The organism is Flavobacterium anhuiense (assembly GCF_050990855.1).
Taxonomy (GTDB): Bacteria; Bacteroidota; Bacteroidia; order Flavobacteriales; family Flavobacteriaceae; genus Flavobacterium; species Flavobacterium anhuiense_C.
Map to the genome: position 1 here is coordinate 1,380,289 of NZ_CP158861.1, position 25,606 is coordinate 1,405,894.

Annotated in this window: 21 protein-coding genes; 8 read left to right on the plus strand and 13 right to left on the minus strand. The window is 33.6% G+C overall.

Annotated features, from left to right (window positions below):
• Positions 1-130: 130 nt before the first annotated feature.
• The 3 genes from ABTV69_RS06280 to ABTV69_RS06290 all read right to left on the minus strand — a co-directional run bounded on the left by ABTV69_RS06280 (position 131) and on the right by ABTV69_RS06290 (position 5,222).
• Positions 131-2,239 (minus strand): prolyl oligopeptidase family serine peptidase, encoded by a 2,109-nt coding sequence (locus ABTV69_RS06280; protein ID WP_433834784.1) that lies wholly within the window; start codon positions 2,237-2,239, stop codon positions 131-133.
• 260 nt (positions 2,240-2,499) lie between these two features.
• Positions 2,500-4,707 (minus strand): TonB-dependent receptor, encoded by a 2,208-nt coding sequence (locus ABTV69_RS06285; protein ID WP_433834785.1) that lies wholly within the window; start codon positions 4,705-4,707, stop codon positions 2,500-2,502.
• A gap of 161 nt (positions 4,708-4,868) precedes the next feature.
• Positions 4,869-5,222 (minus strand): hypothetical protein, encoded by a 354-nt coding sequence (locus ABTV69_RS06290; RefSeq protein WP_433834786.1) that lies wholly within the window; start codon positions 5,220-5,222, stop codon positions 4,869-4,871.
• Between the two features lie 224 nt (positions 5,223-5,446).
• Between ABTV69_RS06290 and ABTV69_RS06295 the strand changes: the two genes are divergently transcribed.
• Positions 5,447-6,151 carry a porin family protein gene (locus ABTV69_RS06295; RefSeq protein WP_433834787.1) on the plus strand — a complete coding sequence of 235 codons (705 nt, stop codon included), beginning with the start codon at positions 5,447-5,449 and terminating at the stop codon, positions 6,149-6,151.
• On the opposite strand, the gene ABTV69_RS06300 is transcribed toward ABTV69_RS06295, so the two are convergent.
• Positions 6,146-6,751, minus strand: coding sequence for a hypothetical protein (locus tag ABTV69_RS06300; RefSeq protein WP_433834788.1), 606 nt, complete (start codon positions 6,749-6,751; stop codon positions 6,146-6,148). The two genes, ABTV69_RS06295 and ABTV69_RS06300, sit on opposite strands and share 6 nt — an antisense overlap.
• A 433-nt stretch (positions 6,752-7,184) precedes the next feature.
• On the opposite strand from ABTV69_RS06300, the gene ABTV69_RS06305 reads away from it, so the two are divergent.
• The 4 genes from ABTV69_RS06305 (at position 7,185) to ABTV69_RS06320 (ending at position 11,908) form a co-directional block, all read left to right on the plus strand.
• Complete coding sequence (locus tag ABTV69_RS06305) at positions 7,185-9,656, plus strand: bifunctional UDP-N-acetylmuramoyl-tripeptide:D-alanyl-D-alanine ligase/alanine racemase (RefSeq protein ID WP_433834789.1); 2,472 nt, start codon at positions 7,185-7,187, stop codon at positions 9,654-9,656.
• Positions 9,657-9,723: 67 nt separating this feature from the next.
• Entirely contained in the window at positions 9,724-10,104 is a 381-nt protein-coding gene (gene mscL / locus ABTV69_RS06310) for a large conductance mechanosensitive channel protein MscL (RefSeq protein WP_433834790.1), read from the plus strand.
• A gap of 175 nt (positions 10,105-10,279) precedes the next feature.
• A complete protein-coding gene (locus ABTV69_RS06315; protein WP_345142094.1) occupies positions 10,280-11,269 on the plus strand; it encodes an aspartate-semialdehyde dehydrogenase in 990 nt (329 codons plus the stop codon).
• A 129-nt stretch (positions 11,270-11,398) separates the two neighbouring features.
• Complete coding sequence (locus ABTV69_RS06320) at positions 11,399-11,908, plus strand: SMI1/KNR4 family protein (RefSeq protein WP_433834791.1); 510 nt, start codon at positions 11,399-11,401, stop codon at positions 11,906-11,908.
• Positions 11,909-11,979: 71 nt separating this feature from the next.
• Here ABTV69_RS06320 and ABTV69_RS06325 read toward each other — a convergent pair whose 3' ends face one another.
• The 4 genes from ABTV69_RS06325 to ABTV69_RS06340 form a co-directional block, all read right to left on the minus strand.
• Positions 11,980-12,297, minus strand: coding sequence for a 2Fe-2S iron-sulfur cluster-binding protein (locus tag ABTV69_RS06325; RefSeq protein ID WP_091490641.1), 318 nt, complete (start codon positions 12,295-12,297; stop codon positions 11,980-11,982).
• Positions 12,298-12,354: 57 nt separating this feature from the next.
• Positions 12,355-12,834, minus strand: coding sequence for a hypothetical protein (locus tag ABTV69_RS06330; RefSeq protein ID WP_433834792.1), 480 nt, complete (start codon positions 12,832-12,834; stop codon positions 12,355-12,357).
• 214 nt (positions 12,835-13,048) lie between these two features.
• On the minus strand, positions 13,049-13,288 hold the full coding sequence (locus ABTV69_RS06335) for a NifU family protein (RefSeq protein ID WP_095929732.1): 240 nt from the start codon (positions 13,286-13,288) through the stop codon (positions 13,049-13,051).
• Between the two features lie 157 nt (positions 13,289-13,445).
• Complete coding sequence (locus ABTV69_RS06340) at positions 13,446-14,573, minus strand: P-loop NTPase (protein WP_433834793.1); 1,128 nt, start codon at positions 14,571-14,573, stop codon at positions 13,446-13,448.
• 408 nt (positions 14,574-14,981) lie between these two features.
• On the opposite strand from ABTV69_RS06340, the gene ABTV69_RS06345 reads away from it, so the two are divergent.
• The gene (locus ABTV69_RS06345) at positions 14,982-16,583 is read left to right on the plus strand and encodes a L,D-transpeptidase family protein (protein ID WP_433834794.1); all 1,602 of its coding nucleotides are present in this window, start codon (positions 14,982-14,984) and stop codon (positions 16,581-16,583) included.
• A gap of 63 nt (positions 16,584-16,646) precedes the next feature.
• Here ABTV69_RS06345 and ABTV69_RS06350 read toward each other — a convergent pair whose 3' ends face one another.
• From ABTV69_RS06350 to ABTV69_RS06360, 3 genes are all read right to left on the minus strand, one after another.
• Positions 16,647-19,079: an ABC transporter permease gene (locus tag ABTV69_RS06350; RefSeq protein WP_433834795.1), complete on the minus strand. Its 2,433-nt coding sequence runs from the start codon at positions 19,077-19,079 to the stop codon at positions 16,647-16,649.
• Between the two features lie 127 nt (positions 19,080-19,206).
• The gene (locus tag ABTV69_RS06355; protein WP_433834796.1) at positions 19,207-19,914 is read right to left on the minus strand and encodes an ABC transporter ATP-binding protein; all 708 of its coding nucleotides are present in this window, start codon (positions 19,912-19,914) and stop codon (positions 19,207-19,209) included.
• Positions 19,915-20,073: 159 nt separating this feature from the next.
• Positions 20,074-21,315 (minus strand): efflux RND transporter periplasmic adaptor subunit, encoded by a 1,242-nt coding sequence (locus ABTV69_RS06360; RefSeq protein WP_433834797.1) that lies wholly within the window; start codon positions 21,313-21,315, stop codon positions 20,074-20,076.
• A 160-nt stretch (positions 21,316-21,475) separates the two neighbouring features.
• On the opposite strand from ABTV69_RS06360, the gene ABTV69_RS06365 reads away from it, so the two are divergent.
• Positions 21,476-22,831, plus strand: a complete 1,356-nt coding sequence (locus ABTV69_RS06365) for a sigma-54-dependent transcriptional regulator (protein ID WP_433834798.1) — start codon at positions 21,476-21,478, stop codon at positions 22,829-22,831.
• A gap of 166 nt (positions 22,832-22,997) precedes the next feature.
• Entirely contained in the window at positions 22,998-24,323 is a 1,326-nt protein-coding gene (locus ABTV69_RS06370; RefSeq protein WP_433834799.1) for a sensor histidine kinase, read from the plus strand.
• A 158-nt stretch (positions 24,324-24,481) separates the two neighbouring features.
• Here the strand turns inward: ABTV69_RS06370 and ABTV69_RS06375 are convergent, their stop codons facing one another.
• Entirely contained in the window at positions 24,482-24,811 is a 330-nt protein-coding gene (locus tag ABTV69_RS06375) for an MGMT family protein (RefSeq protein WP_433834800.1), read from the minus strand.
• 138 nt (positions 24,812-24,949) lie between these two features.
• On the minus strand, positions 24,950-25,588 hold the full coding sequence (locus tag ABTV69_RS06380) for a lysine transporter LysE (RefSeq protein ID WP_433834801.1): 639 nt from the start codon (positions 25,586-25,588) through the stop codon (positions 24,950-24,952).
• Positions 25,589-25,606: the final 18 nt, after the last annotated feature.

Consider the following 25,606-nt stretch of genomic DNA (forward strand, 5'->3'; position numbering starts at 1 on the left):
AGTTTTAAATCTGCTCAATCTGCAAAATCTGCGTGAAATAAAAAAGCCACAGATTAAAAGGTTTTTCAGAGATTTTTTTAAATCCATCTAATCCGTTTAATCTGTGGCTAATAAAATCTAGCTTAAAGTCTTACTTTTTCGGTAAAGAAGTAAACCCCATATTGTAAAGCGTGAAAGCTTGAATGTCTACATTTTCCTGGATTGTAGCGGCAACAGATTTTCCTGCTCCGTGACCAGCTTTAACATCAATTCTAATTAATACCGGATTTTCTCCCGTTTGTTTTTCCTGCAATTCAGATGCAAATTTAAAACTGTGCGCTGGAACCACACGGTCATCATGATCTCCAGTTGTTACCATCGTTGCAGGATAATGCGTTCCTTGTTTTACGTTATGAACAGGAGAATATCCCTTTAAATACTCGAACATTTCTTTGTTGTCTTGAGCAGTTCCGTAGTCAAAAGCCCATCCAGCACCTGCTGTAAATGCATTGTAACGAAGCATATCCATAACTCCAACTGCCGGTAAGGCTACTTTCATCAAATCAGGACGTTGTGTCATCGTAGCGCCAACCAATAAACCGCCATTAGATCCTCCGCGAATAGCCAAATAATCAGAAGAAGTATATTTTTGAGCAATTAAATATTCTGCAGCGGCAATGAAATCGTCAAATACATTTTGTTTTTGAAGTTTTGTTCCTGCATCATGCCATTTTTTACCATATTCTCCACCGCCTCTTAAGTTAGCAACAGCATAAACCCCTCCGTTTTCCATCCAAACTGCATTAGCAATACTGAAACTTGGCGTTAAACTGATGTTGAATCCGCCGTAACCATACAAGATCGTTGGGTTTTTACCATCTAATTTTGTTCCCTTTTTATAAGTAATAATCATCGGAACTTTTGTACCGTCTTTTGAAGTATAGAAAACTTGTTTCGATTCATAATCTTCGCTTTTGAAATCTACTTTTGGTTTTTGATACACTTCAGATTTGCCAGATTTTGGTTCTAAAGAATAAATGCTTCCAGGGGTTGTATAATTGGCAAAGCTATAGTATAAAATTTTATCCTCTTTTTTGCCACTAAATCCTCCTGCAGTTCCAATAGCAGGAAGTTTGATTTCGCGAACTAATTTTCCGCTGTAATCATATTGCTGTACAAATGAAACTGCATCTTTTGTATAATTAGCAAAGAAGTAGCCAGCGCCAGTTGATGGCGATAAAATATCTTTAGTTTCTTTAATGAAATCTTTCCAATTCTCAGGCTTCGGATTTGAAGCATCAACCGTAACAACACGTTTGTTCGGAGCATTTAAATCGGTTTCGATAAACAGTTTGCTGCCTTCGTTTTCGATAACGCCATTATCGCTGTCAAAGTTGTCTACTATTGTAACAATTGGACTGTTTGGTTTAGTCAAATCTTTGATGTATAATTCGTTTCCATAAGTTGAATTGGCAGCTGTGATGATTAAATAGCGATTGTCTTGGGTAACATATCCGCCTACATATCTTCTTTTTTTGTCAGCCCCAAAAATTACTTTATCGTCTTTTTGAGAAGTTCCCAGTTTGTGGAAATACAATTTGTGCTGATCTGTTTTAGCAGATAGTTCACTTCCTTTTGGTTTGTCATAACTAGAGTAGTAGAAACCTTCATTTGCAAGCCAAGAAATACCACTGAATTTTACATCAACCAAAGTATCTTCTAGAACTTTCTTTGAAACGGCATCAATAATAATAACTTTTCTCCAGTCGCTTCCACCTTCAGAAATAGAATAAGCGGCTTTGTTTCCATCTTTAGAAAAATCTAAACCTCCAAGTGAAGTTGTTCCGTCTTTAGAAAAAGTGTTCGGATCTAAGAAAACCTCTTCTTTTCCTTTTTCATCTTTTCTGTAAACTACAGATTGATTCTGAAGGCCGTTATTTTTAGAGTAATAAGTAAATTTTCCTTCCTTAGATGGAGCTCCAATTTTTTCATAGTTCCACAGTGTTTCCATTCGTTTTTTAAGTTCTCCACGAAACGGAATTTTATCTAAATACGCATAAGTCACTTCGTTTTCAGCTTTTACCCAAGCACCAGTTTCGGCAGATTTATCATCTTCTAGCCAACGGTATGGATCGCTTACTTTGGTGTCAAAATAAACATCAACAGTTGCTCCTTTTTTAGTTTGCGGATATTGCAATTTGCCTTGTCCAAACGAAATTCCTGCGGTTGTAATTGCCATTAATAAAAATGTTTTTTTCATAGTTAGTTTTTATCTGTTGTAACAAAAATAGTGCTTTTTGTGAGAATTAAGAATTTAACCGCAAAGATCGCAAAGTGTTACGCAAGGTTCGCAAAATTTTAATCTCGCAAAGACGCAGAGACGCAAAGTTTTTTATTTTTTTGCGACTTCGCGTCTTTGCGAGATTTTTAGATTATTGAAATTTTTTCCTGATCATAGGACTAAATAAACCTTTGCGCTCTTTGTGAAAAATCCTTGCTTCCTTTGCGGTTAAATAAATTTTATAAGTTGAAATTAACTCCCAAAACGATGTTTCTTCCAATATTTGGAATACCATCAGTTTTTAATCTTGAAAGGTGAGCAATATATTTTTTATCAAATAAATTGTTTCCGTTTAAGTTAATGTCAAAAGCTGTTTTTCCTAATTTAATTGTTCCTCCAAAACCTAAATTTACCAAAGTATAACCTTTAGAAGCGGTTTCAAATCCGCTCACATTATCTTGATTGAAAGTTGAAGAAACATTTAATGAAGCAAAACCTTCGCTTAACCAATTTTTGATGTTGAATTCTGTTCTAAGTGTGTTATTCCAATTGTTTGCAGGAATTAGAGGCAGATAATCTTTGTTGTCTTTTTTACCTGTAACGGTTTCAAAACTAGTTTCAAAATGCAACCAGTCTAATGGATGCGGATGAAAGTGCAGACCAACTTCTCCACCGTACAATTGCGCATTGTCTTGAACATACGCAAATACGTCATTATCATCTAAAACTTCTCCTGTTGGCGAAGTATATATATAATTATTTACGTGATTGTAAAATCCGTTTACGAAAAATTCAAAGTGAGAGTTTTTGTATTCTAAGTTCAAATCGGTTTGAACGTTTTGTTCTGTTTTTAAATTTGCATTTCCAATTTCGTAACGATTTGTTCCTTCGTGAACGCCGTTTGAAGTTAGTTCAGCCAAGTTTGGCGCTCTAAATCCAGTTGCCACATTTAAACGGAAAGTTAGAGGTTCGGCAAATTTGGTTTTATAACCTAAAGAAGCATTAAAACTATCAAAAGAACGATCTAAAGCCTGAAAATAACCTTCTTCACCTTCAGTTCCGTGCGCGATCGACGTAATATTTCGGTTGTCAAAACGTAATCCAGCTTGAATAACACTGTTGTTCCATTCATAATTAGCAGTTCCAAAAATACCAAAATCATTTGTTGTAGCATCTGGAATCAAGTATTCTTCGCCAGAATTTTTGTTGGTTTGGTGCATTCCTTGAACACCTAAAATAGTTTCAATTTTTCCGAATTTAGGAAAATGATATTTTGCATTATAATTGAAAGTATTCAATTTCATGTGCAAAGAAGTTTCGTTACTGTCTTCAAACTCACTTCTGTCATTGGCAATATATCCTAGGTCAACATCTAGTTTTGAGTTTTCAAAGAAAATTACATTGTTTAAACTCAATAAATGATTGTAAATTCCCTGTCTCGGAAATTGAGTGTCTTTGCTAGAAGATTGTTCTGCAATTCCGTCTTCAGGAATTCCAATGTCCAATTTATTAAAGTTGTATCGCACAACACTAGAAAAAGTCGAATTGCTATAACCAATTCCAGTTTTAAAATCGGTTTCGTTGTAACGTGAATTCGTCACACGATCTCCGTCTGCAATTTTGTAGTCAGAATGCGTGTTATAACTTCCACGGGCTAAAAATTTCCAATTGTCGGTAGACGTTTTTAATCCAATTGAAGAATTGCTTCCTTGTGTATTCGTAAAATATTTTTGACTGAAATTAGCTTTAAAATCGCCGGCGTCAGCAAATTTTTCTGGGTTGAAATACAAAACACCTCCCAAAGCATCAGAGCCATACAATAAAGAAGCTGGGCCTTTTATCACTTCAACACTTTCGATTCCAGCATCATTTAAACCTAAACCATGTTCGTCACCAAATTGCTGATTTTCGATACGAACGCCTTGAGAATAAACCAAAACACGGTTTCCGCTCAATCCGCGAATTACAGGTTTTCCGATAGAAGTTCCCGTCGAAATCTGAGAAACTCCTGGAATTGTCGCCAAACCTTCAATTAAAGTTGAGGTTCCTTTTTGCTGTAATGTTTTAATGCTTTCGTGCTCGATTTTCATTACGTTTTGCGATTGCAATTTGTTGAAAGGAGTTGAAACCACTACTTCGTCCATTTCTAAAATAGATTCTTCAAGAACGATATCTAGTGTATTTTGTTTCAGTAATTTAACAATCGTCTTGTTTTGATTGGCGTAGCCAACATAAGTAAAAGCAAGACGTAGATTTCCGTTTGGAAGATTGTTCAATTCGTATTTTCCGTTTGCGTCAGTCGTAGTTCCTTTATGTAATTCAGGAGCATAAACAGAAACTCCTGGCAATGGATTATTTTGGTTGTCAGTTACCGTTCCTGAAACCGAATTTTGAGCAGTAAGTATGCCCGAGAACCCTAAAAAAAGGGCAATTATAAAATTTTTCATTTGAAAATGTTACTATAGTTAAATTGAGTTTTTTCTTCGAATAAAAACCAAAGTCAACAATAAAGCATTCTGATCCTAATTGATGAAATAGGATTAGGAAACTTAATGTTTTTGAATTTTTAAGCTAAAAGAAATTTGATGTTTTTTCGAGTAATCGAAATTTAAGAAACTATAGCAACAGGTGGACCCCGTAAATAATACGAAGTGGTTGAGATTGAAAAAATCTTCTCTGAAGAAGGGAAGAAATAAGGCGTTTCTCTATCAAATGAATGAAATTCAAAAGAGAAATTCTGCGGAAGAATAAAAGATTCAAAAGCAAAATGACAAACAAAACAAACGTCATAATCATGATGCTGATGCGTTATCTCGCCATTCGGATCATTATAATTATGATGGCATTGTTTTTCTGAAAGCTGTTTTACAATATGCTCATAACTGTGTATCGACTGAAACAATATCGAGAACAATATTGTAACAGCAAAAGACAAACTTAATATGAGCTGCTTTTTCTTCATGCCCTGCAAAGGTATAAAAGATAAAAAGAAAATTGATTGATTTTTTGTTTCAACCAATCGGTTTATTGAAAAAAGTGCAGCAATTAATTTTATTCGTAGACAAAATGAGAATATTTTTACTTCTTATCTTTACTACAGAAAGCATTATATTATATTTGTATGTGAAATAAATGTGCTTCAAAACGCGTTTATTTGTAATCTTCTTTTTAAAACCAAACCACGATATGCGAATTATTTATAGCTGTTTATTTTTACTCACTTTTTTTAACTCTTTTGCGCAAGCAGAAGTTAAGCCTGAGATAAAACCAGTTATAAAAATAGATTCTTTGTATCGAGAAGATCAGTTTTACTTTTCGATTACCTATAATATGTTTACCGATATTCCAGTCAATTTCAAACAGAATAAATTTTCTCTTGGACTTTCAGGAGGTTTTTTGCGCGATATGCCTGTTAACAAATCGAGAACAGTTGCGATTGCTGCAGGTTTAGGTTTGAGTTACCAAAATTATTATCAGAACTTAAATGTTTCTGAGGGCCCTACAGGCGATATAATATACGGAGTGAATAATTATGGTGAGTTTGTGTCAAATCGCTACAGACAATATTCGGTAGATCTTCCGATAGAATTTAGATGGCGTAATTCTACTTTTGAAAGCACGAAGTTCTGGCGTATTTACGGTGGGGTAAAATTGAGTTATGCGTTTTCAAGTTCCTCTATTCTTGATGATGGAGAAAAAACATATAGAATCAAGAATAATGGCGATATCAATAAATTTCAATACGGTCCATATCTTGCGGCAGGATATAATACTTGGAATGTCTATATATACTATGGCTTAAGTCCCTTGTTTAATTCGGCAACGACTTTATCTGGCGAAAAAATTAATATGAAAACCTTAAATGCAGGATTGATCTTTTATATTTTATAACCAAAGATATAAAAATAAAAGCTGGGGCATTATCCCAATAAACAACCCAATTAATATTTCTTTAGGCGTGTGCGCGTTCATTTCTAAACGGGATGAAGCCACAACTCCCGATAATAAAATAAGTAAAGCCGGCCAATACGGATTATGGAGCTGAAGATGAATATTGAGTCCGATAACAAAAATCGTTAAGCCTGAAACCGCAACCATGTGCAGACTTGCTTTCGTCTTGAAAAGCACACATACCAATGCTAAAATAGTACTAAATAGAGCTGCTAAGAAAAAGAAATGAAGCTCAGGATAACGTGTAATGACAATACTTCTTTTAACCAATAAAATATATAAGAAGCATTGCAGAATAAGCGGAATCGTTCGTTCTGAAGTTTGACTTAGCATTATTGATTTTACATGTCCAGTTGATTTTAAAAGCAAATAGAATAAAACAGGAACGATTATATTGATTACTAAAATCTGAATTAAAACAAAATACTTCTCATTTGTACTAAAAATATCGTCTTTGTAAAATAAATAAAACAAAGTAGCATACAGCGATATAAAAATCGGATGCAATATATAGGAGAAGAGTGGAAGTACTTTTTTCAAAATGCCTGAATTAAAGGTGTAAAAACAAATATACTCAATAAATGTTTTCTGCCGCGAATTACACAAATTCACACGATTTTTTTTTGCCACAGATTATCAGGATTAAAAGAATTAAAAAATCAGTGATAATCTTTTAATCTATGGCTGAAATTTTTCACGCAGATTTAGCAGATCTGGCAGATTAAAAAAAATAATTTGTGCAATTTGTGTAATTTGTGGTGAACTTTTCACAAAATCAGTGGTAATCTTTTTAATCTGTGGCTAAAATTTTTTCACGCAGATTTATCAGATTTTAAAAAAATAGTTCGCGTGAATTTGAGTAATTCGTGGCAAACCTTCTTTTTCTACACTTTCAAATAAATTGAATAATTAGTGAAAATTTGGGAAATAAGTGGCAAACCTTTTTTTAATTTTGAAAAAAAGAAATTTCTAAATGAGCATAAATGTAAAAAGCCTGGTTTCAGTTCTCAACGCCAAATGGATTGGCTCAGATGCTGCTATTTTAATCGATCACATCTCAATTGACAGTCGTTCGCTTCAAAACGGATCGCAGACCTTATTTTTTGCTTTGGCTGGCGTTAATAACGATGCTCATTTGTTTATTCCAGATTTAATAGAAAACAAGGTTCAGAATTTTGTTGTTCAATATATCCCAGAAGGTTATGCCGATAAAGCTAATTTTTTGGTTGTTGAAAATACGCTTGAGGCGCTTCAAGAATTTGCGTCTTATTACAGAAATATGTTCCATTTTCCAGTTATCGGATTAACAGGAAGTAACGGCAAAACCATTGTAAAAGAATGGCTTAATTTTTTATTGAGTCCTGATTATAATATTATTAGAAGTCCTAAAAGTTATAATTCTCAAGTTGGAGTGCCACTTTCGGTAATTGCCATTAATGAAAAACATAATTTAGGAATTTTCGAAGCTGGAATTTCGACCGTTAACGAAATGGTTAATTTAGAAAAAATCATTAAACCTAATATTGGAATTTTGACCAGTATTGGTTCTGCCCACGATGAAGGTTTTTTAAATCTGGTGCAGAAAATTGATGAAAAACTGCTTCTGTTTAAAGATTGCCCCATCATTATTTATCAAAAAAATGAAGTGGTAGATTCTTGTTTGTCTCAATTTGTTGCGGAATATATGCATCATCCGAGAAAACTGTTTTCTTGGAGTTTTTCCGATAAAACGGCTGATGTTTTTATTCAAAAAAGAGAACATAAAAACGATCATACTTTTATTCAATATCAATACAAAAAAGAGACTTTTAATTTAGAAATTCCATTTAATGACTCGGCTTCTGTAGAAAATGCAATTTCTTGTTTATTGGTTTTATTGCATTTTAGTTACGATCAAGAAACAATTCAGAATAGAATTGAAATGCTTTATCCAGTTCGAATGCGTCTAGAAGTAAAAAACGGAATCAATAACTGCAGTATTATTGACGATAGCTACAGTTCCGATTTTCAATCGCTTAAAATTGCTTTAGATTTCTTAGAAAGCCAGAAGAAAAAAGGTGCTTCAAAAACGGTTATTCTATCGGATATTTTCCAAAGCGGATTCGCAAATGAAGAATTGTATTCTAAAGTGGCTCAGTTAATTTTAGACAATAGAATAAATCGCGTAATTGGCATTGGACCAACCATTTCTTCTTTTAAAGCTAAGTTTCCAGACAGTATAATGTTTGACAACACAGCCGATTTTATTGCAGAAATCGACAATCTGAATTTCCATGACGAAACTATCTTGATAAAAGGAGCAAGATCTTTTCAGTTTGAAGAAATTGTTTCGCTGCTAGAAGAGAAAACGCACGAAACGGTTCTAGAAATTAATTTGGATGCCATCAGCCAGAATTACAATTATTATAAGTCAAAACTAGCGCCAAATGTCAAAATGATGGTGATGGTAAAAGCATTTGGTTATGGAAATGGCGGATTAGAAATTGCGAAATTGTTAGAACATCATAAAGTGGATTATTTGGGTGTGGCTTTCGCCGATGAAGGAATCGCGTTGAAGAATGGCGGAATAAAACTTCCAATAATGGTTTTAAATCCAGAATCGACAAGTTTTCCATCTATTATTCAATATCAGTTAGAGCCTGAAATTTATAGCATAAAAGGATTAAATGCTTTTCTGAAGATTGCACGCGAAAAGAACTTAAAAGATTATCCAATTCATATTAAAATGGATACCGGAATGCATCGTTTAGGTTTTGAAAACAATACAATCGACGAACTGATTGCAACTTTAAAAGGAAATTCAACTGTTCGTGTTCAGAGTATTTTATCGCATTTGGCAACCAGCGACGATCCGAAACATTTTGATTTTGTGAGACAGCAGATTGCATTGTTCGAAAAACTGTCTTCAAAATTAATGACAGAATTAAATATTAATCCCATTCGACATACTTTGAATACTTCTGGAATTAGTAATTTTCCAGATTCACAATATAATATGGTTCGTTTAGGAATTGGTTTATATGGAGTTTCAAACGATCCTGCAGAACAAAAATATTTAGAAAATGTTGGAACTTTAAAATCCATAATTTCTCAAATTCGAACTATTCCTGCGGGCGACAGCGTAGGTTACGGACGCCGTTTTATGGCCGATGCAGCAACTAAAATCGCAACAATCCCGATTGGCTACGCAGACGGAATTTCGAGATTATGGGGAAATGAAGTGGGTTATGTAACCATTAAAAATCAGAAAGCCAAAATCGTCGGAAGCGTCTGTATGGATATGTTAATGGTTAACGTAAGTCATATTGATTGCAAAGAAGGCGATCCAGTAATTATTTTCGGCGAAAGCCCAACAGTTATAGAAATGGCTGTAGCCTTAAAAACAATTCCGTACGAGATAATGACGAGTATTTCGCAACGAGTAAAACGCGTATTTTTCCGATAGCGTTAAAAACTTTCAATAAAATTGCGTATTTTCGATATTCATTTATTAAAAACTAAACAAATCAGATATGGGATTTTTTTCAGAATTTAAGGCATTTGCAATGAAAGGCAACGTAGTTGATCTTGCGGTTGCAGTTATTATTGGAGCGGCTTTTGGTAAAATTGTAAGTTCATTTATTGAAGACGTAATTACACCGCTAGTATTAAAACCAGCTTTAGATGCAGCTCATTTGTCAAGGATAGAAGATTTAACCGCTTTTGGTGGAGTTAAGTACGGAATGTTTCTTTCGGCAGTTATTAACTTTATTATTGTAGCTTTTGTTTTGTTCATCATTATCAAGGGATTGAATAGTCTTAAAAAGAAAGAAGAGCCAGCAGCAAATCAACCTGCAGCACCAACTCAAGAAGAATTGCTTACTGAGATTAGAGATTTATTGAAAAATAAATAAAAATATAATACCGCTACACTAAGTCTAACTTAACCGCCTTCTAAAGAGGCGGTTTTTTTACAAAATGTTTATTTTATAACATTTTGTTATTTTTTGTGAATCGCCTTGCAGAGACTTTTATTATACTTACTTTTGCTTCACAAATTAGATTAATTGATTATTTAAAAATATAAAAATGAGAATTGCAGTTGTAGGTGCTACCGGAATGGTTGGCGAAGTAATGCTTAAAGTTTTAGCGGAAAGAAACTTTCCTGTTACAGAATTAATCCCTGTTGCGTCTGAAAGATCAGTAGGAAAAGAAATTGAATATAAAGGAACAAAATATAAAGTAGTAGGTTTACAAACAGCTGTTGATATGAAAGCTGATATCGCTGTTTTCTCTGCTGGTGGAGACACTTCATTGGAGTGGGCGCCAAAATTTGCTGCTGCTGGAACAACCGTTATCGACAATTCTTCTGCATGGAGAATGGATCCGACTAAAAAATTAGTAGTTCCAGAAATCAATGCAGATGTTTTAACAAGAGAAGATAAAATCATTGCAAATCCAAACTGTTCTACAATTCAAATGGTATTGGCTTTGTCTCCGTTGCATAAAAAATACAACATCAAAAGAATCATTGTTTCTACTTATCAATCTATCACAGGAACTGGTGTAAAGGCGGTAAAACAATTAGAAAATGAGTACGCTGGAGTTCAGGGTGATATGGCTTACAAATATCCAATTCACAGAAATGCAATTCCTCACTGCGATAGTTTTGAAGAAAACGGATACACTAAAGAAGAAATGAAATTAGTTCGCGAAACTCAAAAAATTCTTGGTGACAACACTATCAGAGTTACTGCAACTGCTGTTCGTGTTCCGGTTGTTGGAGGTCACAGTGAAGCAGTAAACGTTGAGTTTACAAATGATTTTGATGTAAACGAAGTTCGTGAAATCTTGCACAACACTGATGGAGTTGTGGTTCAAGATAATTTAGATACATTTACATACCCAATGCCATTGTATGCAGAAGGTAAAAATGATGTTTTTGTTGGAAGAATCCGTCGTGACGAAAGCCAGCCAAATACATTAAACATGTGGATTGTTGCTGATAACTTAAGAAAAGGAGCTGCAACAAACACTATCCAAATTGCTGAATATTTAATTAAAGCAGGTTTGGTATAATCTAGAGATTAAATAAAATTGTTATAAAGAGAAAAAGCCGTAATTGCGAAAGTGATTACGGCTTTTTCGTATGAGAAACTTTCGGCTTGACCGTTAAATAACTAAATTAGCAGTTAAAACTTGTATTTTATGAATTTCGATAACTATAAAATAATTCCGAACTATAATACTAATAAAACTGACTTGTTTTTAGCTGACGAAGAAGAGATTTTGGCTTGTGAAAAAACACTGAATGTTGCTTTTGATGAAGATTATAAAGCATACGTTCAGACCTACGGAAGCGGCATTTTAGGTGGCACTTATGTGCGAGTTTATCTTCCAGAAACGATTATTTTAACCTTGGGAGAATGGAAAAGCCGAATTACAGAATATTGGTTTTGGGATGAAGGAAAAGAGGTTTTGACCAAAGATGAAGTGTTGCAATCCATCCGAATCGGAGATACTTTTGATGGTGACGAAATTATTTTTCTAAACAATCAATATTATATTTTGCCAAGATATAGTGAAATGATTTATAAAGCTGGAAATACATTGGAAGAAGCAATTACCTGGCTGTGTTCATCAGGAATTTTGACCGAAGCATTTTCTGAAAGAGAATTTGAGCCTTTTGATCCAAGCGGTTTTTTAAATTCCAAATAAAAAATTCCAAATCCCAATAGCACAAAATGCATCTTGGAATTTGGAATTTTAAAATTTTTCGAATTTATTTTTTAGTATTCTGGTGCCAATTCCAGCTCCAATCCTTCTAAATCTTCAGTAATTGGAATCTGACAACCTAAACGGCTATTAGACTTCACATAAAATGCTTCAGAAAGCATGGCTTCTTCATCGTCACCCATTTCTGGTAATGCAACATCATTTAGAACATAACACTGGCAGGAAGCACACATAGCCATTCCTCCACAGGTTCCTTCAACAGGAAGTTCGTATGCTTTGCATAACTCCATTATATTCATTGCCATATCAGTTGGAGCTTGCAATTCGTGTATAACCCCTTCTCGATCTTTAATTTTAATTAATACATCCATTTTAATTATTGGAAATTTTTGGCAGGATTTTATAACGTGAAAAAATCCTAATTTATATTAGCTAGTAGGTTTAGTACTAAATGCGTATTCTTTTCTATTATTGTCCTTTAAGTGCATTTTTACACCCAAAACATTGTCGTTTTTTTCAAGAATTGTAACCACGGCAATTACAGAATAATAATCTTTGTCCGATTGGAAAACCAATGTTCCTTCATAAGTTGTGTTTAAAACTCCTTGTTTGTCAGTTGAAGCAGAAACTTTTCTCGGATGAGAAAATTCAGCTGAACTGTAAGTTGCTTTAACTGTAAATTTTGCTTTTCCTTCGACAAAGTCGTATAAGAAGTCGTAGTTTCCAATTCGTAACGATCCTGGTTCTTCATTAGGATTGATTGAAAAGACAATCTTTCCTGAATATTGAAAGTCAGACCATTCTTCAGATTCACTTACCCAAGCCTTGTCAACCACAACATTCTTACTTTGGGCATAATCTACAGAAACAAAAAACAATAATAAAAAAAGAGCGTAATAGTTTTTCATAGTTTAAGATTTAAGGGTTTTGTGACAAATTTAAGTTAAAAATGTAACAATTCCTTAACAGAAACTCTTAAATCTTTGTGTTGTTTTTTGTGAATGTGGTAAAAAACAGCTCTAATTAGGGCTTGTTTTGTGATTTTATTAATCAAATAACAAATCACCTATTATTCTTGTTAAACTTTTCAAGGTTTACTTCTGAAAAAAGTCGCTGTTTTTGTTACATTACATTTACCACAGTTTCAATTTGTGGCGCATATTTTTTTATAGTAGTTTCTACACCTGCTTTTAGTGTCATTTGATTAACGCTACAGCTGATGCAAGCTCCTTCCAAACGAACTTTTACATGTTTGTCATCTTCGATAGAGATCAATGAAATATCTCCACCATCAGATTTTAAGAATGGTCTTATCTCGTCTAAGGCCAATAAAACATTGCTTGTTAATTCTTCTGTTGTCATAATATTTGAATGTGTCAATTAGAAAATGTGCCAATTAGAGAATGCTATAAAATTATCTAACTGTAATTATCTCAATTTATTAATGTGTCAATTTGTTAATGTGTCAATTAGAGAATTACTGACATTTTCTAATTGGCACATTATCTCAATTATCTAATTATTTTTTTACTGCAGAACAGCCTGCCATTGTTGTAATTTTGATTGCTTCTGTTGCCGGTAAGCTTTCGTTTCTGTTTACCGTTTCTTGTACCACATTTCGCGTAATTTCTTCAAAAACTTTTTCTATTGGCGAAGCGGTTTGCAATGCTGCTGGACGACCGTAATCTCCTGCTTCACGAATAGATTGGACAATTGGAACTTCTCCTAAAAATGGAACGTTTAAATCAGCTGCCAAGTTTTTAGCGCCTTCTTGTCCAAAAATATAATATTTGTTTTCTGGCAATTCTTCTGGTGTAAAGTAGGCCATATTTTCAATAATTCCTAAAACAGGAACATTGATATTATCCTGCATAAACATTGCCACTCCTTTTTTAGCATCTGCAAGTGCAACTGCCTGCGGAGTACTTACTACAACAGCTCCAGTTATTGGAAGCGATTGCATGATAGAAAGGTGGATATCTCCTGTTCCTGGAGGTAAGTCAAGAAGCATAAAATCTAGATCTCCCCAATCTGCATCAAAAATCATTTGGTTTAATGCTTTTGCTGCCATTGGTCCTCTCCAGATTACAGCTTGACTAGGTGCTGTAAAAAATCCGATTGAAAGCATTTTAATTTCGTAGCTTTCAATAGGTTTCATTTTTGATTTTCCGTCAACTGTTACAGAAACTGGTTTTTCGTTTTCAACGTCAAACATAATTGGCATTGAAGGTCCGTAAATGTCAGCATCCAAAACACCAACTTTGAAGCCCATTTTTGCAAGTGTAACAGCTAAATTTGCAGTAACAGTAGATTTTCCTACTCCTCCTTTTCCAGAAGCAACTGCAATAATATTTTTGATTCCAGGAATTGCACGACCTTTAATTTCAGGTTTTTCTGGAGTTTCTACTTTAATATTTACTTTCACTTTAGCATCAGGTGATATCAAATCATGAATTGTTTTTCTAATATCATCTTCTGCTCTTTTTTTGATGTGCATAGCAGGTGTATGCAATACAAGGTCTACCACAGCTTCATCTCCAAATGTAATAACATTGGTTACAGCACCGCTTTCAACCATATTTTTTCCTTCTCCAGCAATAGTGATTGTCTCTAAGGCTTTTAGAATTTCTTTTCTATCTAGTTTCATTGTAATGGGCTATTTTTTTATTCTCCAAAAACAGTCTTATAAGATTATATTTATTTAAACTGATTTTAGGGTGCAAAGATAACAGATTAAGTTCGGAAATTAAGCGTTTTTGAATTGTAATTATTGATATAGAGATTATTCAAAATTATTCAAGATAACTTTTTGTTGAAATTATAGACGGGAATTTGATTGTTTTAAAAAAGTATGCTCGATTGTAGCGATGATTTTTTGTCTGGGTTTTTCTTTAATTTAAATTAAAATTCTCACAAAACTTCGCTATATTTGATAGCCCAAATCGATGATTGCCAGATATAAAAAAAATAGTTGAAAACTAAGGTTTTTTTGAAGTTTATTGGGTTTTCGGTGTTTTTTTTAAAGTTATTTTTACCAATTTTAAACTTTAAAAATATGCGAAATTTTACTTTTTCATTGATTCTTATTGCGACCAGTTTTTTTGCATTTTCGTTTAATTCATTAACAGCCACTGCAAAAAGCAATACTGACATTACAAATCCAGTTGTTATATCTGTTACGGTAGATGCAGCTTCGATTAATGCTTTTTTTAAAAAATATCCCAAGCTTAAAAAGTACCAGAAAGATGTTGAAGACATTTATAGCGCTAAAGGTTATAAATCAATTTGGTATGATGATAAACATATTACAGAATTTGGAGCATTGTTATATCAAAAAGTTAATGTGCTTAAAGATCAAGGGATAGAAGCTAAAATGCCTTATAAAGAAGTTATTGACCAAGCATTTAACGAAAGTGATAATATTGAACCTCCGCAAATAGATACTGAGTTGCTTCTTACAAACATGTATGTTTTTTATGCCAGTAATGTTTATTCTGGGGTTGATCCTGCTACTTTAAAAAAAATAGGCTGGTACCTTCCTGCAAAAACGTTATCTTATAGTAGAATATTGGATTCGCTTATTGTAGATTCTAGCAGACTAAATGAAGACGAATATCTGTTGTTTGCGCAATACTATAAACTGCAAGATATTTTAAAAAAATACAGACAGATAGAAAAAGATGGTCTTTGGCAAAAAATTACTATCGATAGTGCTACTTACAGAGATATGAGGCCAGATACTACCTCGCCAGCGATAAAACAAATAAGACAAAGGCTGTATGTACTTGGTGATCTCAAGCAAGATTCTAAAAGTGATTTTTACGATCAAGAATTGATGGACGGTGTTATGAATTATAAAAAAAGACACGGACTAACACTCAATTATATCATTAATAGGGACCACATTAATCAGATGAACGAGCCAATTAGCAAAAGAATAAAAACTATAATGCTAAATATGGAGCGATGCCGTTGGATTCCTACTAAGCTTGCCAAAGCAAAAGAATACGTAATGGTTAATATTCCGTCGTTTAGATTGTATTATGTGAAAAATGATAAAATTGATCTGGCATCGGATATTTTTGTGGGAAATAGGCTGAGTGAGACGGTAATATTTAGTGGTAATATGGATCGAATTGTTTTTAGCCCCTATTGGAATGTTCCCAATAGCATTGTTCAAAATGAGTTAAAATTGCAAATGGCGAACAATAAAAACTATCTGGCAGAAAATAATATGGAATGGAATGGAGGGAAAGTGAGACAAAAACCCGGTCCGAAAAATTCATTAGGATTGGTGAAATTCATGTTTCCAAATCCGAATGATATTTATATGCACGATACGCCTGCAAAAAGTTTATTCCAGTTTGAAAAGCGTACTTTTAGTCATGGATGCATTAATGTGAAGGAGGCTAGAGAGTTAGCGTTGCATATTTTAAAAGACGATCCAGACTGGCCAGTTGAAAAAATTGATAAAGCAATGAGCGGCGAGAAAGAAACAACTTGTATGCTTAAGAGCAAAATCCCAGTCTATATAGGGTATTTTACCTGCTGGGTGCAAGAAAATGGAGATGTTCATTTTTATGCTGATGTGTACGGACGAGATGAAAGTCTAGATAAACTTCTTTACTCTTCTGATGCCGTTTCCATGAAAGACTAAAATAAAAGCCCGACGGATTTTACTGAAATCTGTCGGGCTTCTTAAAAAAAATGGTCTACAAGCTTATTCGTATTTTAAATATTTTAAAACATCTATTTTAGTTACCTGATATGCTTTTGTTAGTACAATTACTAATGTTAAGATTAGTAGAGAAACAAGAGCAACGCTAAAAGGAATTGCAGAAACATTAATTCTGAATGCAAAATCCTCAAGCCATTTTTGCAATAAAATATAAGCTGGCACAATGCCGATTCCGAATCCCATTAAACAGAAAATGATATATTGTTTTGATAACTCTTTCAGCAAAATATCGGTTTCTGCACCTAGCGTTTTCCTAATTGCAATTTCTTTCAGCCTTCTTTCCATCGAAAATGATGCCAAAGCGAACAATCCGAACACAGCAATAATGATTACGACTAAATTTAGAATAAAAAACAGATTTTTTTGTTTGATTTGCTCTTCATAAGTCTTTGCAAATGATTTATTAACAAATTCATATTCAAATGGATAGTCTGTATTGACGTTTTTCTCCCAATATAATTTCAATTTTTCTAACGTTTCTGTTAAATTATTTGGAGAAACCTTTATATAGACATTATTGAAGTTATTCCACTTTAAAGTTTTAAGATTTATAAAGACCATTGGAGGTACTTTATTTTGAAGTCCTGTAATATGAAAATCCTTTACAACTCCAACTATCCTAAATTTTAGGTTATCGCCATCTCCCATGCTCCAGCCAGAAGTTATAATTGTATTTAATGGTTTTTTTAATCCTAAAGCTTTAACCAATGTCTCGTTCATCAGCATATTGCTGATTGTGTCTGAAGCGTATTTTGGAGAGAAATCTCGTCCTTCAACGATTTTAATGTTCATCATTTTAAGGAAATTAAAATCCATTTCAACGTTTCTTGGCTGAACAAAAATACCATTGTGAGTAAAGCCAGAACTAGAATTGGTACTTCCTCCAAAACTTCCTGCAAAAGTAGAAACATCAACTACGCCAGATATTTTACTGATTTCTTGTTTCGCAGTCAGATAGTGTTCAATTCTTTTCGTTCTATCTGGTTTATTAAACGGAATAGTAATGACTTGATCTCCGCTAAAACCAAGATCTTTATTCATCATATAATTTACCTGCGAATTAACAATCAAAGCGCCAATAATGAAAAACGCTGCAATTCCGAACTGAAAAATAAGCATTGAGTTACGAATCCAAATTCCGCTTTTGCTCCGTGAGAAATTGCCTTTCAGAACCTTTAACGTCTCAAAATTTGAGATATAAATAGCAGGGAAAATACCCGCAAGAATGATTACTAATCCAAATATAAAAATGAGCTGCAGGTAAAATTCACCGCCATTCATCGTTAAGGTTTTCTTTAAGAATATATTATAATAAGGTAACGAAAGTTCGACAATAGCCAAAGCAAAAATAATGGCCAACGTTACTGTAATTGCTGTCTCAAAAATAAACTGCGCAATAATTTGATTTTTTGAAGCGCCGACAATTTTGCGTACACCCACTTCTTTAGCGCGTTTTATAGCTGATGCAGTTGCCAAATTGATGTAGTTTACCAATGATAAAACCAAAATCAAAACAGATAAACCGCCCATGATATAAAGCAATTTTAAATTTCCAGAACCTTCAGGAAAATTTTGTCCGCTAGAACTTTTTGTTCCGTTTAAACGAGCTGTTTTTAATTGATCCAGAATAACAGTGATTTCTCCAAATTCTTTCACAAATTCTTCTACTGTTTTACCGCTTTCTTTGGCTTCTTTCAATGTTCGGTTAACAAAATTTACATGTTGCATTTTTTTGCGAACCACTGCAGGATCAGAACCAGGTTTTGTTTTGACCATTAAACCATAATTGAAATTTCCCCAGCTGTTTAAATCGCCTTCTCTTTTAATGCCATTAAAGACATAATTTGGTTCAACAGACGAAGGTCTGGTAAGGCGGTAAACCGCTCTTACAATGTAAGTTTTGTTGCTGTATTGAATTGATTTTCCAATCGGTTCTTCATCTTTAAAAAGCAATTTAACCTGATTCTCTTCAATAGCAACGCTGTTTTTTTCTTTTAAAATATCTTTTTTAGCTCCTTTTATAATTTCAAAAGGAAAGAATTCGAAGAAATTTTCATCTGTATAGAAGATTTTTTTATCTAATAATTTAATGTCTTTGTATTTTATGATTTCGGTATCGTACCAAATATTCATAAAACAGATTTGTTCAATTTCAGGAATTGTTGCTTTGCAGGTTTCTCCAAACGGAATAGAACTTGAAGCCCAAGTATCGCCTGTCATTCCGATTTTGTTTAAAACCTGAAATGTGTTTTCTTTTGCTGGATTCCATTGGTCATAAGCATGTTCGTCGTTCCAATATAGAATAGCGAAGATAATGCTGGCAATCCCGATACTCAATCCCAGAACATTCAAAAACGAAAACAATTTGTTTTGTCTAAGATGATATATAAATATTTTAAACCAGTTAAAAATCATTTTGATTATTTTTTTAGTTGATAGGGCTGTTTTTGTAAAACCTTTGGTTTTAAATCATAGTAAATATTTTGCAGACAAATTCTACCAAAACTATGAGTGCAGTAACAATAATTTTAAACATCATTAATTATTTAGCGTCCATAAAAACATCAACATTGCGTTGATTTAATTTTTCAGAAAATATAACTCCGTCTTTCATGTGAATGGTTCTTTGAGAGAAAGAAGCATCATAATCAGAGTGAGTAACCATCAAAATAGTAGCGCCTTTCGCATGCAAATCGGTTAAAAGTTCCATTACTTCATTACCGTTTTTACTGTCTAAGTTTCCAGTTGGCTCATCGGCAAGAATGATTTTAGGATCGTTGACTAAAGCTCTTGCAACGGCAACTCTCTGCTGTTGTCCTCCAGAAAGCTGTTGCGGAAAATGTTTCAAACGATGAGAGATATTTAATTTCTCCGCAATCGCTTCGATTTTTTGTTTTCGATCAGAAGCTTTTACATTGTTGTAAAGCAAAGGCAACTCAATATTGTCGTAAACAGAAAGCTCATCGATTAAGTTGAAGTTCTGAAAAATGAAACCAATATTTTCTTTTCTCACTTTTGCTCTTCCTTTTTCTTTCAAGCCAATCATTTCTTGGTCTAGCAGTTTGTAGCTTCCGCCATTTGCACTATCCAAAAGGCCAATGATATTCAATAAAGTAGACTTTCCACATCCTGAAGGTCCCATAATGGTTAAAAAATCTCCTTTTTTTATTTCTAAATTGATACCGCTCAAAGCAGCAGTTTCTATTTCTTCTGTTCTAAAAACTTTGGTTAAATTCTGAATTGTGATCATAATTTTTTAAGGTTTTGAAGTGTTATTAATTCGTTTTTGATTGATGATTGAAACGATGATTTTATTTTGGTTTTGTTTGTTTCAGGTTTCAGGTTTCAAGTTTCAGGTTGTTTGTTGCGTTAACGTGAAACGTGAAACGTGAAACGTGAAACAAATTTATTATTTCTCAAGAGCAAGCTCTTCAACGTCTTTGTAATCGGTATAAGAAGAAGTAATGACAGATTCACCTTCTTTTAAACCTTCAAGAACTTCGTAATAAGAAGGGTTTTCACGTCCTAATTTGATATTTCTTCGTACAGCTTTATTGCCGTTCACCACAAAAATCCATTTTCCTGCAGCTTCCTGATTAAAAGCGCCTCTCGGAATTACTAGCGTTTTATTCTTCTCAGATAAAATTAATTTCACGCCAAAGCTAAGTCCGTCCTGAAGCGCAATTTTTTCTTTAGATGCAAAAGCCAATTCTACAGTGAATCGTCCGCCTTTAACCTCAGGAATTACTTTGGTAACAATGATTTCAAGATTTTTTCCTTTAAATTCTACTTGTCCTTTTAATCCTTCTCTAATTTTTTCCAGGTAAAATTCATCGACTTCTGCTGTCAGTTTGTATCCTTTGTTGGCATCAATTTTTCCGATACTTGCTCCAGCTTGAAACGTTTTTCCTAAAACAGGCTCGAAAGAAGTTAACCGTCCTGTTTCTGGTGCTGTAATTAAAAAGTTCTTTTTGTTGTTTCTAAGAATATCCAAACTTTTTTCCATGGTTTGAATGGAACGGTTTATTTGCGAAATCTGAACCTGATTGCTTTGTTTTTCTTTTTGAATGCTCTGTTGGATTGTTTTTTTACGTTCTTCCTGAAAACGAAGACTTTCTTTAAAAGTATTCCAATCGTTTTTAGAAATTACATCCTTTTCAAAAAGCTTTGCATTCATATCGTATAGCCTTTTAGCGTCGTTGTAATCGTGCTCAATAAGAACCAAATCTTTATTTAAGTTTAATTCTTGATTTCTAATGTTTAATTTTCCCGTGTTCAAATTGTTGATTTGCTCGATAATAGCAGTTTCTTGAGTCAGGTAATTCAGTTCAGTGTTCGGATTGTACAAGCGGGCCAGCGATTGTCCTTTGGTTACCATTGCTCCGTTTTCTACAAAAATCTCTTTTACAGAACCGCCTTCGGTAACATTTACAAGCATCACATTTAAAGGTTCTACTTTTGCTTGAAAAACTACGAAATCCTCAAAAAAGGCTTTTTCTGCTTTCTGAATTACTAATTCATCTGCTTTTACGTTTAAGGTTCTTTTGGTGTTAAAAGCGAAAATCGTGATGGTGAGCAAAACTAAAAAAACAGCAATTGCTATTGCGAGATATCTAAATTTTTTATTTTTACGAGGAATTACCGTGTCCATTTTTTAAAATATTTTACTGATAATCAATAGGTAAATATTATGCCACAAAATTTATTATTTGTAAGGCATTGATTTTAAAGAGGCTTTAAAAAGAGGCTCAAAAAAGAAGTGTTCGATAATGGACAGTTGACCGTTCGGAAGCGGACAGAAAAAAGACCACATGAGAAAAAAGCTAGCCCAAATATTAGTTGTTGACGATCAGGAAGAAATTCTTTTTTCTGCAAAAATGATTCTCAAAAAGCATTTTGAGACGATTTTCACAACGAATAGTCCAAAAAAAATCATTTCGATTTTAAGTGAAAATGACATCAATGTGGTTTTGCTGGATATGAATTACCGAATTGGTTTTGAAGACGGTCGCGAAGGAATTCATTGGCTGAAAGAAATTAAAACCCTTTCTCCAAACACTATTGTGATTTTAATGACGGCTTTTGGTAAAATTGAAACTGCTGTAGAAGGTATAAAAATTGGAGCCTTTGATTATGTTTTAAAGCCGTGGAACAACGAAAAATTGTTGGAAACTATTGATAAAGCAGTTGCTGAAAGTAGAAAAAACACTAAAAGGACGACTGAAAAAGTAGAAAAAACCGAGAAGAAATACTTTGTTGGAACTTCAGCTAAAATAAAACAAGCGTATTCTATTGCCGAGAAAGTAGCCCGAACAGACGCCAATGTTTTGATTTTGGGGGAAAACGGAACAGGAAAATATGTTTTTGCCCAATACATCCATCAGCATTCGGAAAGAAAAAACCAGCCTTTTGTACATGTGGATTTAGGTTCGTTGAGTGATAATCTGTTTGAAAGCGAGCTTTTTGGGTATGCTAAAGGCGCTTTTACCGATGCTAAAATAGATACTCCAGGACGTTTTGAAACTGCTGCAAACGGAACTATTTTCTTGGATGAAATCGGAAATATTCCGTTACATCTTCAAGCGAAACTGCTTCATGTTTTGCAAACTAAAATGGTAACGCGTTTGGGAGAAAGCAAACCTAGACCATTAAATGTGCGCGTTATTGCAGCGACGAACAGCGACATTAAAACAGAAGTAAAGAATAAAACGTTCAGAGAAGATTTGCTTTATCGAATCAATACAATGGAAATCAATCTTCCGTCTTTACGCGAAAGAAAAGATGACATCGTGCCAATGGCAAATTTTATCTTGGAACAGATTGCAGAGAAATACAATCAAGCAGATTGGCATTTTGAAGAAAATGCAGCGTCTTATTTAGAAAAATATCCATGGAAAGGAAATGTTCGTGAAATGGAAAACAAAATCGAGCGCGCTTTGATTTTGGCAGAAAACAACACAATTTCTGTTATGGATTTGGATATTCTAGATTTTGAGGAAATTCAAGAAAACGATGAAAATCCGTTATCTGAAATGGAAAAGGGCGCGATTGAAAAAGCGCTTTTTAAACACAACGGAAACATCAGTAAAACTGCTGAAGAACTAGGTTTGTCTCGTGCTGCGCTTTACAGAAGAATCGAAAAATACGATTTAAAGAATAAAGAATAAAGAATAAAGAATAAAGAATAAAGAATAAAGAATAAAGAATAAAGAATAAAGAATTAGCTTATCTGCTAAATCTGTGGAATCTGCGAGAAACTAAAAAATAAGATAAGAATAAATCCTTTTAATCCAATTATCCCGATAGCTATCGGGAGTGGCTAAACAAAATTAAATGAAGAATTGGAAGTTTTATAATGCGTTGTTTGTAAGAGTGGTGTTTATAATGGCGCTTTTCCTTTGCAGTGCTTTATTGTTTTATAAAGGATTTCGATTCAATGCTGTTTTGGTAAGCGTTTTTGTTTTGATTTTTCTTTTCGAAATGTATTTTTTTGTCAAAAACCAATTGCAGTTTTATGATAAAACAATAAATTCCATTCTGCACGACGACTTTTCTGCCCACTTTCCAGAAGAACATAAAAAAGACAATTTCAATAGCTTATATCTTTTATACGATACTTTAAAAGTTCAGAAACAAGAACAGATTTCCAAAGAATTAATTTATCGTTCGATTTTGAACAGTATCGATACTGCCGCTTTAATTCTAGAAAAAGAAAATGACGATTGGTCGATTTTTATCATGAACGATTGTTTTTCGAATCTGTTTAAAGTGCCAAAAGTAAGTCACTGGAAATACCTTAAAAATTATCTTCCCGGACTTTGCAATGAAATTGAAAATGTGGATTTTGGCGAACTGAAAACGGCAATTTCAATTAAAATTGAAGATCAAGATTTACAGACTTTTGTGCTTCAGACTTCTCGGACTCAAACTTATAACAAAGAGTATTTTATTATTCTTTTGGATAGTATTCAACGTGTTATTGAGAAAAAAGAAAAAGAAGCGTGGATTAATCTGATGAAAATTATTTCGCATGAATTAATGAATTCGCTAACGCCAATTCGTGCACTTTCGCAAAACCTCCTTCATATTGTCGATCAAGAAGAATTGGAAGAAGATGATTTTGAAGACATCAAAAGCAGTATTTCGACTATTATTAATAGAAGTGATCATTTGCAGGTTTTCGTTGAAAATTATCGTAAACTGGCAATGCTTCCAACGCCAAACAAACAAATGACACCCGTAAATGCTTTGTTTGAAGATTGTCTGCGAATTATGAATCCGATTTTGAAAGCAGAAGGAATTGAATTGATTAATGATTCTCATAGTTCGCGTTCGATTCTAATTGATAAAAATCAGATGGAACAGGTAATTATTAATTTGATTACCAATAGTATTCATGCTTTAAAAGAAAAAGAAGAAAAGAAACTGATAATCTCCAGTTATACCGAAAACAACCGCTTTTTTATCGTGATTTCAGACAACGGAAAAGGAGTTGATGCCGAAATTAGAGATAAAGTTTTCCTTCCGTTTTTTACTACTAGAAAAGACGGCGCCGGAATTGGATTAACGCTTTCGAAAAATATCATTGAAGCGCACGGAGGCTATTTAAGCTACCAAACCGATGAAGATCAAACGAGTTTTGTAATATGCTTGATCTAAAAAAATGAACCATATAAGTGATATAAGTTCATTTAAAGATTTACTTTGTCATTTAATCTCACAAAGACGCGAAGTCGCAAAGTTTATTTTAAATTTTCTTTGCGACTTCGCGTCTTTGCGAGAGATATAAACACAATGTCTAAATGAACTTATATCACTTATATGGTAGAAATTTCCGGTTTCCAGAAATGTTTTTCTAAATCCACAATTTGGTTATTGACGACTTTAATGCCTTCATTTTCTAAAAGCTGTTGCATTAAATTAGTTCCGTCAAAATGATGTTTTCCTGTTAGAAGCCCTTTTTGGTTTACGACTCTATGTGCAGGAACGTCATCCATATTATGGCAAGCGTTCATAGCCCAGCCTACCATTCTTGCAGAACGAGCCGCGCCTAAGGCTTTCGCGATAGCGCCATAAGAAGTAACTTTTCCAAACGGAATTTGTCTGGCGATTACATACACTCTTTCGAAAAAATTCTCTTCAGCCATAATTATTTTGACACAGATAAAGGGATTAGAAGGATTTTAAAATTACTATTTATCTGCTAAAATCTGCGGAATCTGCGAGAAAAATTTAAAAGCATAGAGAAAGAATCATTTTAATCCTTTTAATCAGTGGCTGTAAAATTATCCGAAGTAATAATTCAAGATATTAAAAAGTGTTGCAAGGGCTACCAATCCTGTAATAGTTCCGATAATGGCATTCATGTTGCGCATGAAGTAGTCGGTTTTCTTTTCTATTCTTCCAAAGAAAGCAATATAGCTATATAATACGGCAAAAGCGCCAAGAACAGAGCCTAATACAAAAGTTAAAATAATGGTGTTTTCGAATACAAAAAGATGATACGAAGCCAATGTCACACTTATTACAACATAATAAGGAATGGGGAAGAAGTTTAATCCCGAAAGCAGCATTCCGAGAAAGAAACGACTTTTTTTACTGCTCTTTTTTATTTTGGTTTTTTTCTTTGCGACTGGATCTTTTGCAAAAAAGAAAAAATAAATGGTTAAGATTGAAAAAACAATGAAACCAGCTTCGCGTAATAAAATTACAACGTCTGGTCTATTGTCTATAACACGTGCAAATAATACGGCAACGTAAGCTTGGAAAAAAAGAACTAAAACTGCTCCAATTACAAATGACAATGCATTCTTTTTCCCTTCTTTCATTTTGATTTTAGCAGCCGTCATATTGAGCAATCCCGGCGGAAAAGTTCCAATGGCAGCGGCTATAAAACCTGAAATTAGTGGAGTAAGGTAGGTCATTTAGTAATTAAATCGGTT

Coding starts and splice junctions, on each gene's coding strand:
- ABTV69_RS06280 (WP_433834784.1), bottom strand. CDS start 2,239: ATGAAAAAAACATTTTTATTAATGGCAATTACAACCGCAGGAATTTCG.
- ABTV69_RS06285 (WP_433834785.1), bottom strand. CDS start 4,707: ATGAAAAATTTTATAATTGCCCTTTTTTTAGGGTTCTCGGGCATACTT.
- ABTV69_RS06290 (WP_433834786.1), bottom strand. CDS start 5,222: ATGAAGAAAAAGCAGCTCATATTAAGTTTGTCTTTTGCTGTTACAATA.
- ABTV69_RS06295 (WP_433834787.1), top strand. CDS start 5,447: ATGCGAATTATTTATAGCTGTTTATTTTTACTCACTTTTTTTAACTCT.
- ABTV69_RS06305 (WP_433834789.1), top strand. CDS start 7,185: ATGAGCATAAATGTAAAAAGCCTGGTTTCAGTTCTCAACGCCAAATGG.
- mscL (WP_433834790.1), top strand. CDS start 9,724: ATGGGATTTTTTTCAGAATTTAAGGCATTTGCAATGAAAGGCAACGTA.
- ABTV69_RS06315 (WP_345142094.1), top strand. CDS start 10,280: ATGAGAATTGCAGTTGTAGGTGCTACCGGAATGGTTGGCGAAGTAATG.
- ABTV69_RS06320 (WP_433834791.1), top strand. CDS start 11,399: ATGAATTTCGATAACTATAAAATAATTCCGAACTATAATACTAATAAA.
- ABTV69_RS06325 (WP_091490641.1), bottom strand. CDS start 12,297: ATGGATGTATTAATTAAAATTAAAGATCGAGAAGGGGTTATACACGAA.
- ABTV69_RS06330 (WP_433834792.1), bottom strand. CDS start 12,834: ATGAAAAACTATTACGCTCTTTTTTTATTATTGTTTTTTGTTTCTGTA.
- ABTV69_RS06335 (WP_095929732.1), bottom strand. CDS start 13,288: ATGACAACAGAAGAATTAACAAGCAATGTTTTATTGGCCTTAGACGAG.
- ABTV69_RS06340 (WP_433834793.1), bottom strand. CDS start 14,573: ATGAAACTAGATAGAAAAGAAATTCTAAAAGCCTTAGAGACAATCACT.
- ABTV69_RS06345 (WP_433834794.1), top strand. CDS start 14,982: ATGCGAAATTTTACTTTTTCATTGATTCTTATTGCGACCAGTTTTTTT.
- ABTV69_RS06350 (WP_433834795.1), bottom strand. CDS start 19,079: ATGATTTTTAACTGGTTTAAAATATTTATATATCATCTTAGACAAAAC.
- ABTV69_RS06355 (WP_433834796.1), bottom strand. CDS start 19,914: ATGATCACAATTCAGAATTTAACCAAAGTTTTTAGAACAGAAGAAATA.
- ABTV69_RS06360 (WP_433834797.1), bottom strand. CDS start 21,315: ATGGACACGGTAATTCCTCGTAAAAATAAAAAATTTAGATATCTCGCA.
- ABTV69_RS06365 (WP_433834798.1), top strand. CDS start 21,476: ATGAGAAAAAAGCTAGCCCAAATATTAGTTGTTGACGATCAGGAAGAA.
- ABTV69_RS06370 (WP_433834799.1), top strand. CDS start 22,998: ATGAAGAATTGGAAGTTTTATAATGCGTTGTTTGTAAGAGTGGTGTTT.
- ABTV69_RS06375 (WP_433834800.1), bottom strand. CDS start 24,811: ATGGCTGAAGAGAATTTTTTCGAAAGAGTGTATGTAATCGCCAGACAA.
- ABTV69_RS06380 (WP_433834801.1), bottom strand. CDS start 25,588: ATGACCTACCTTACTCCACTAATTTCAGGTTTTATAGCCGCTGCCATT.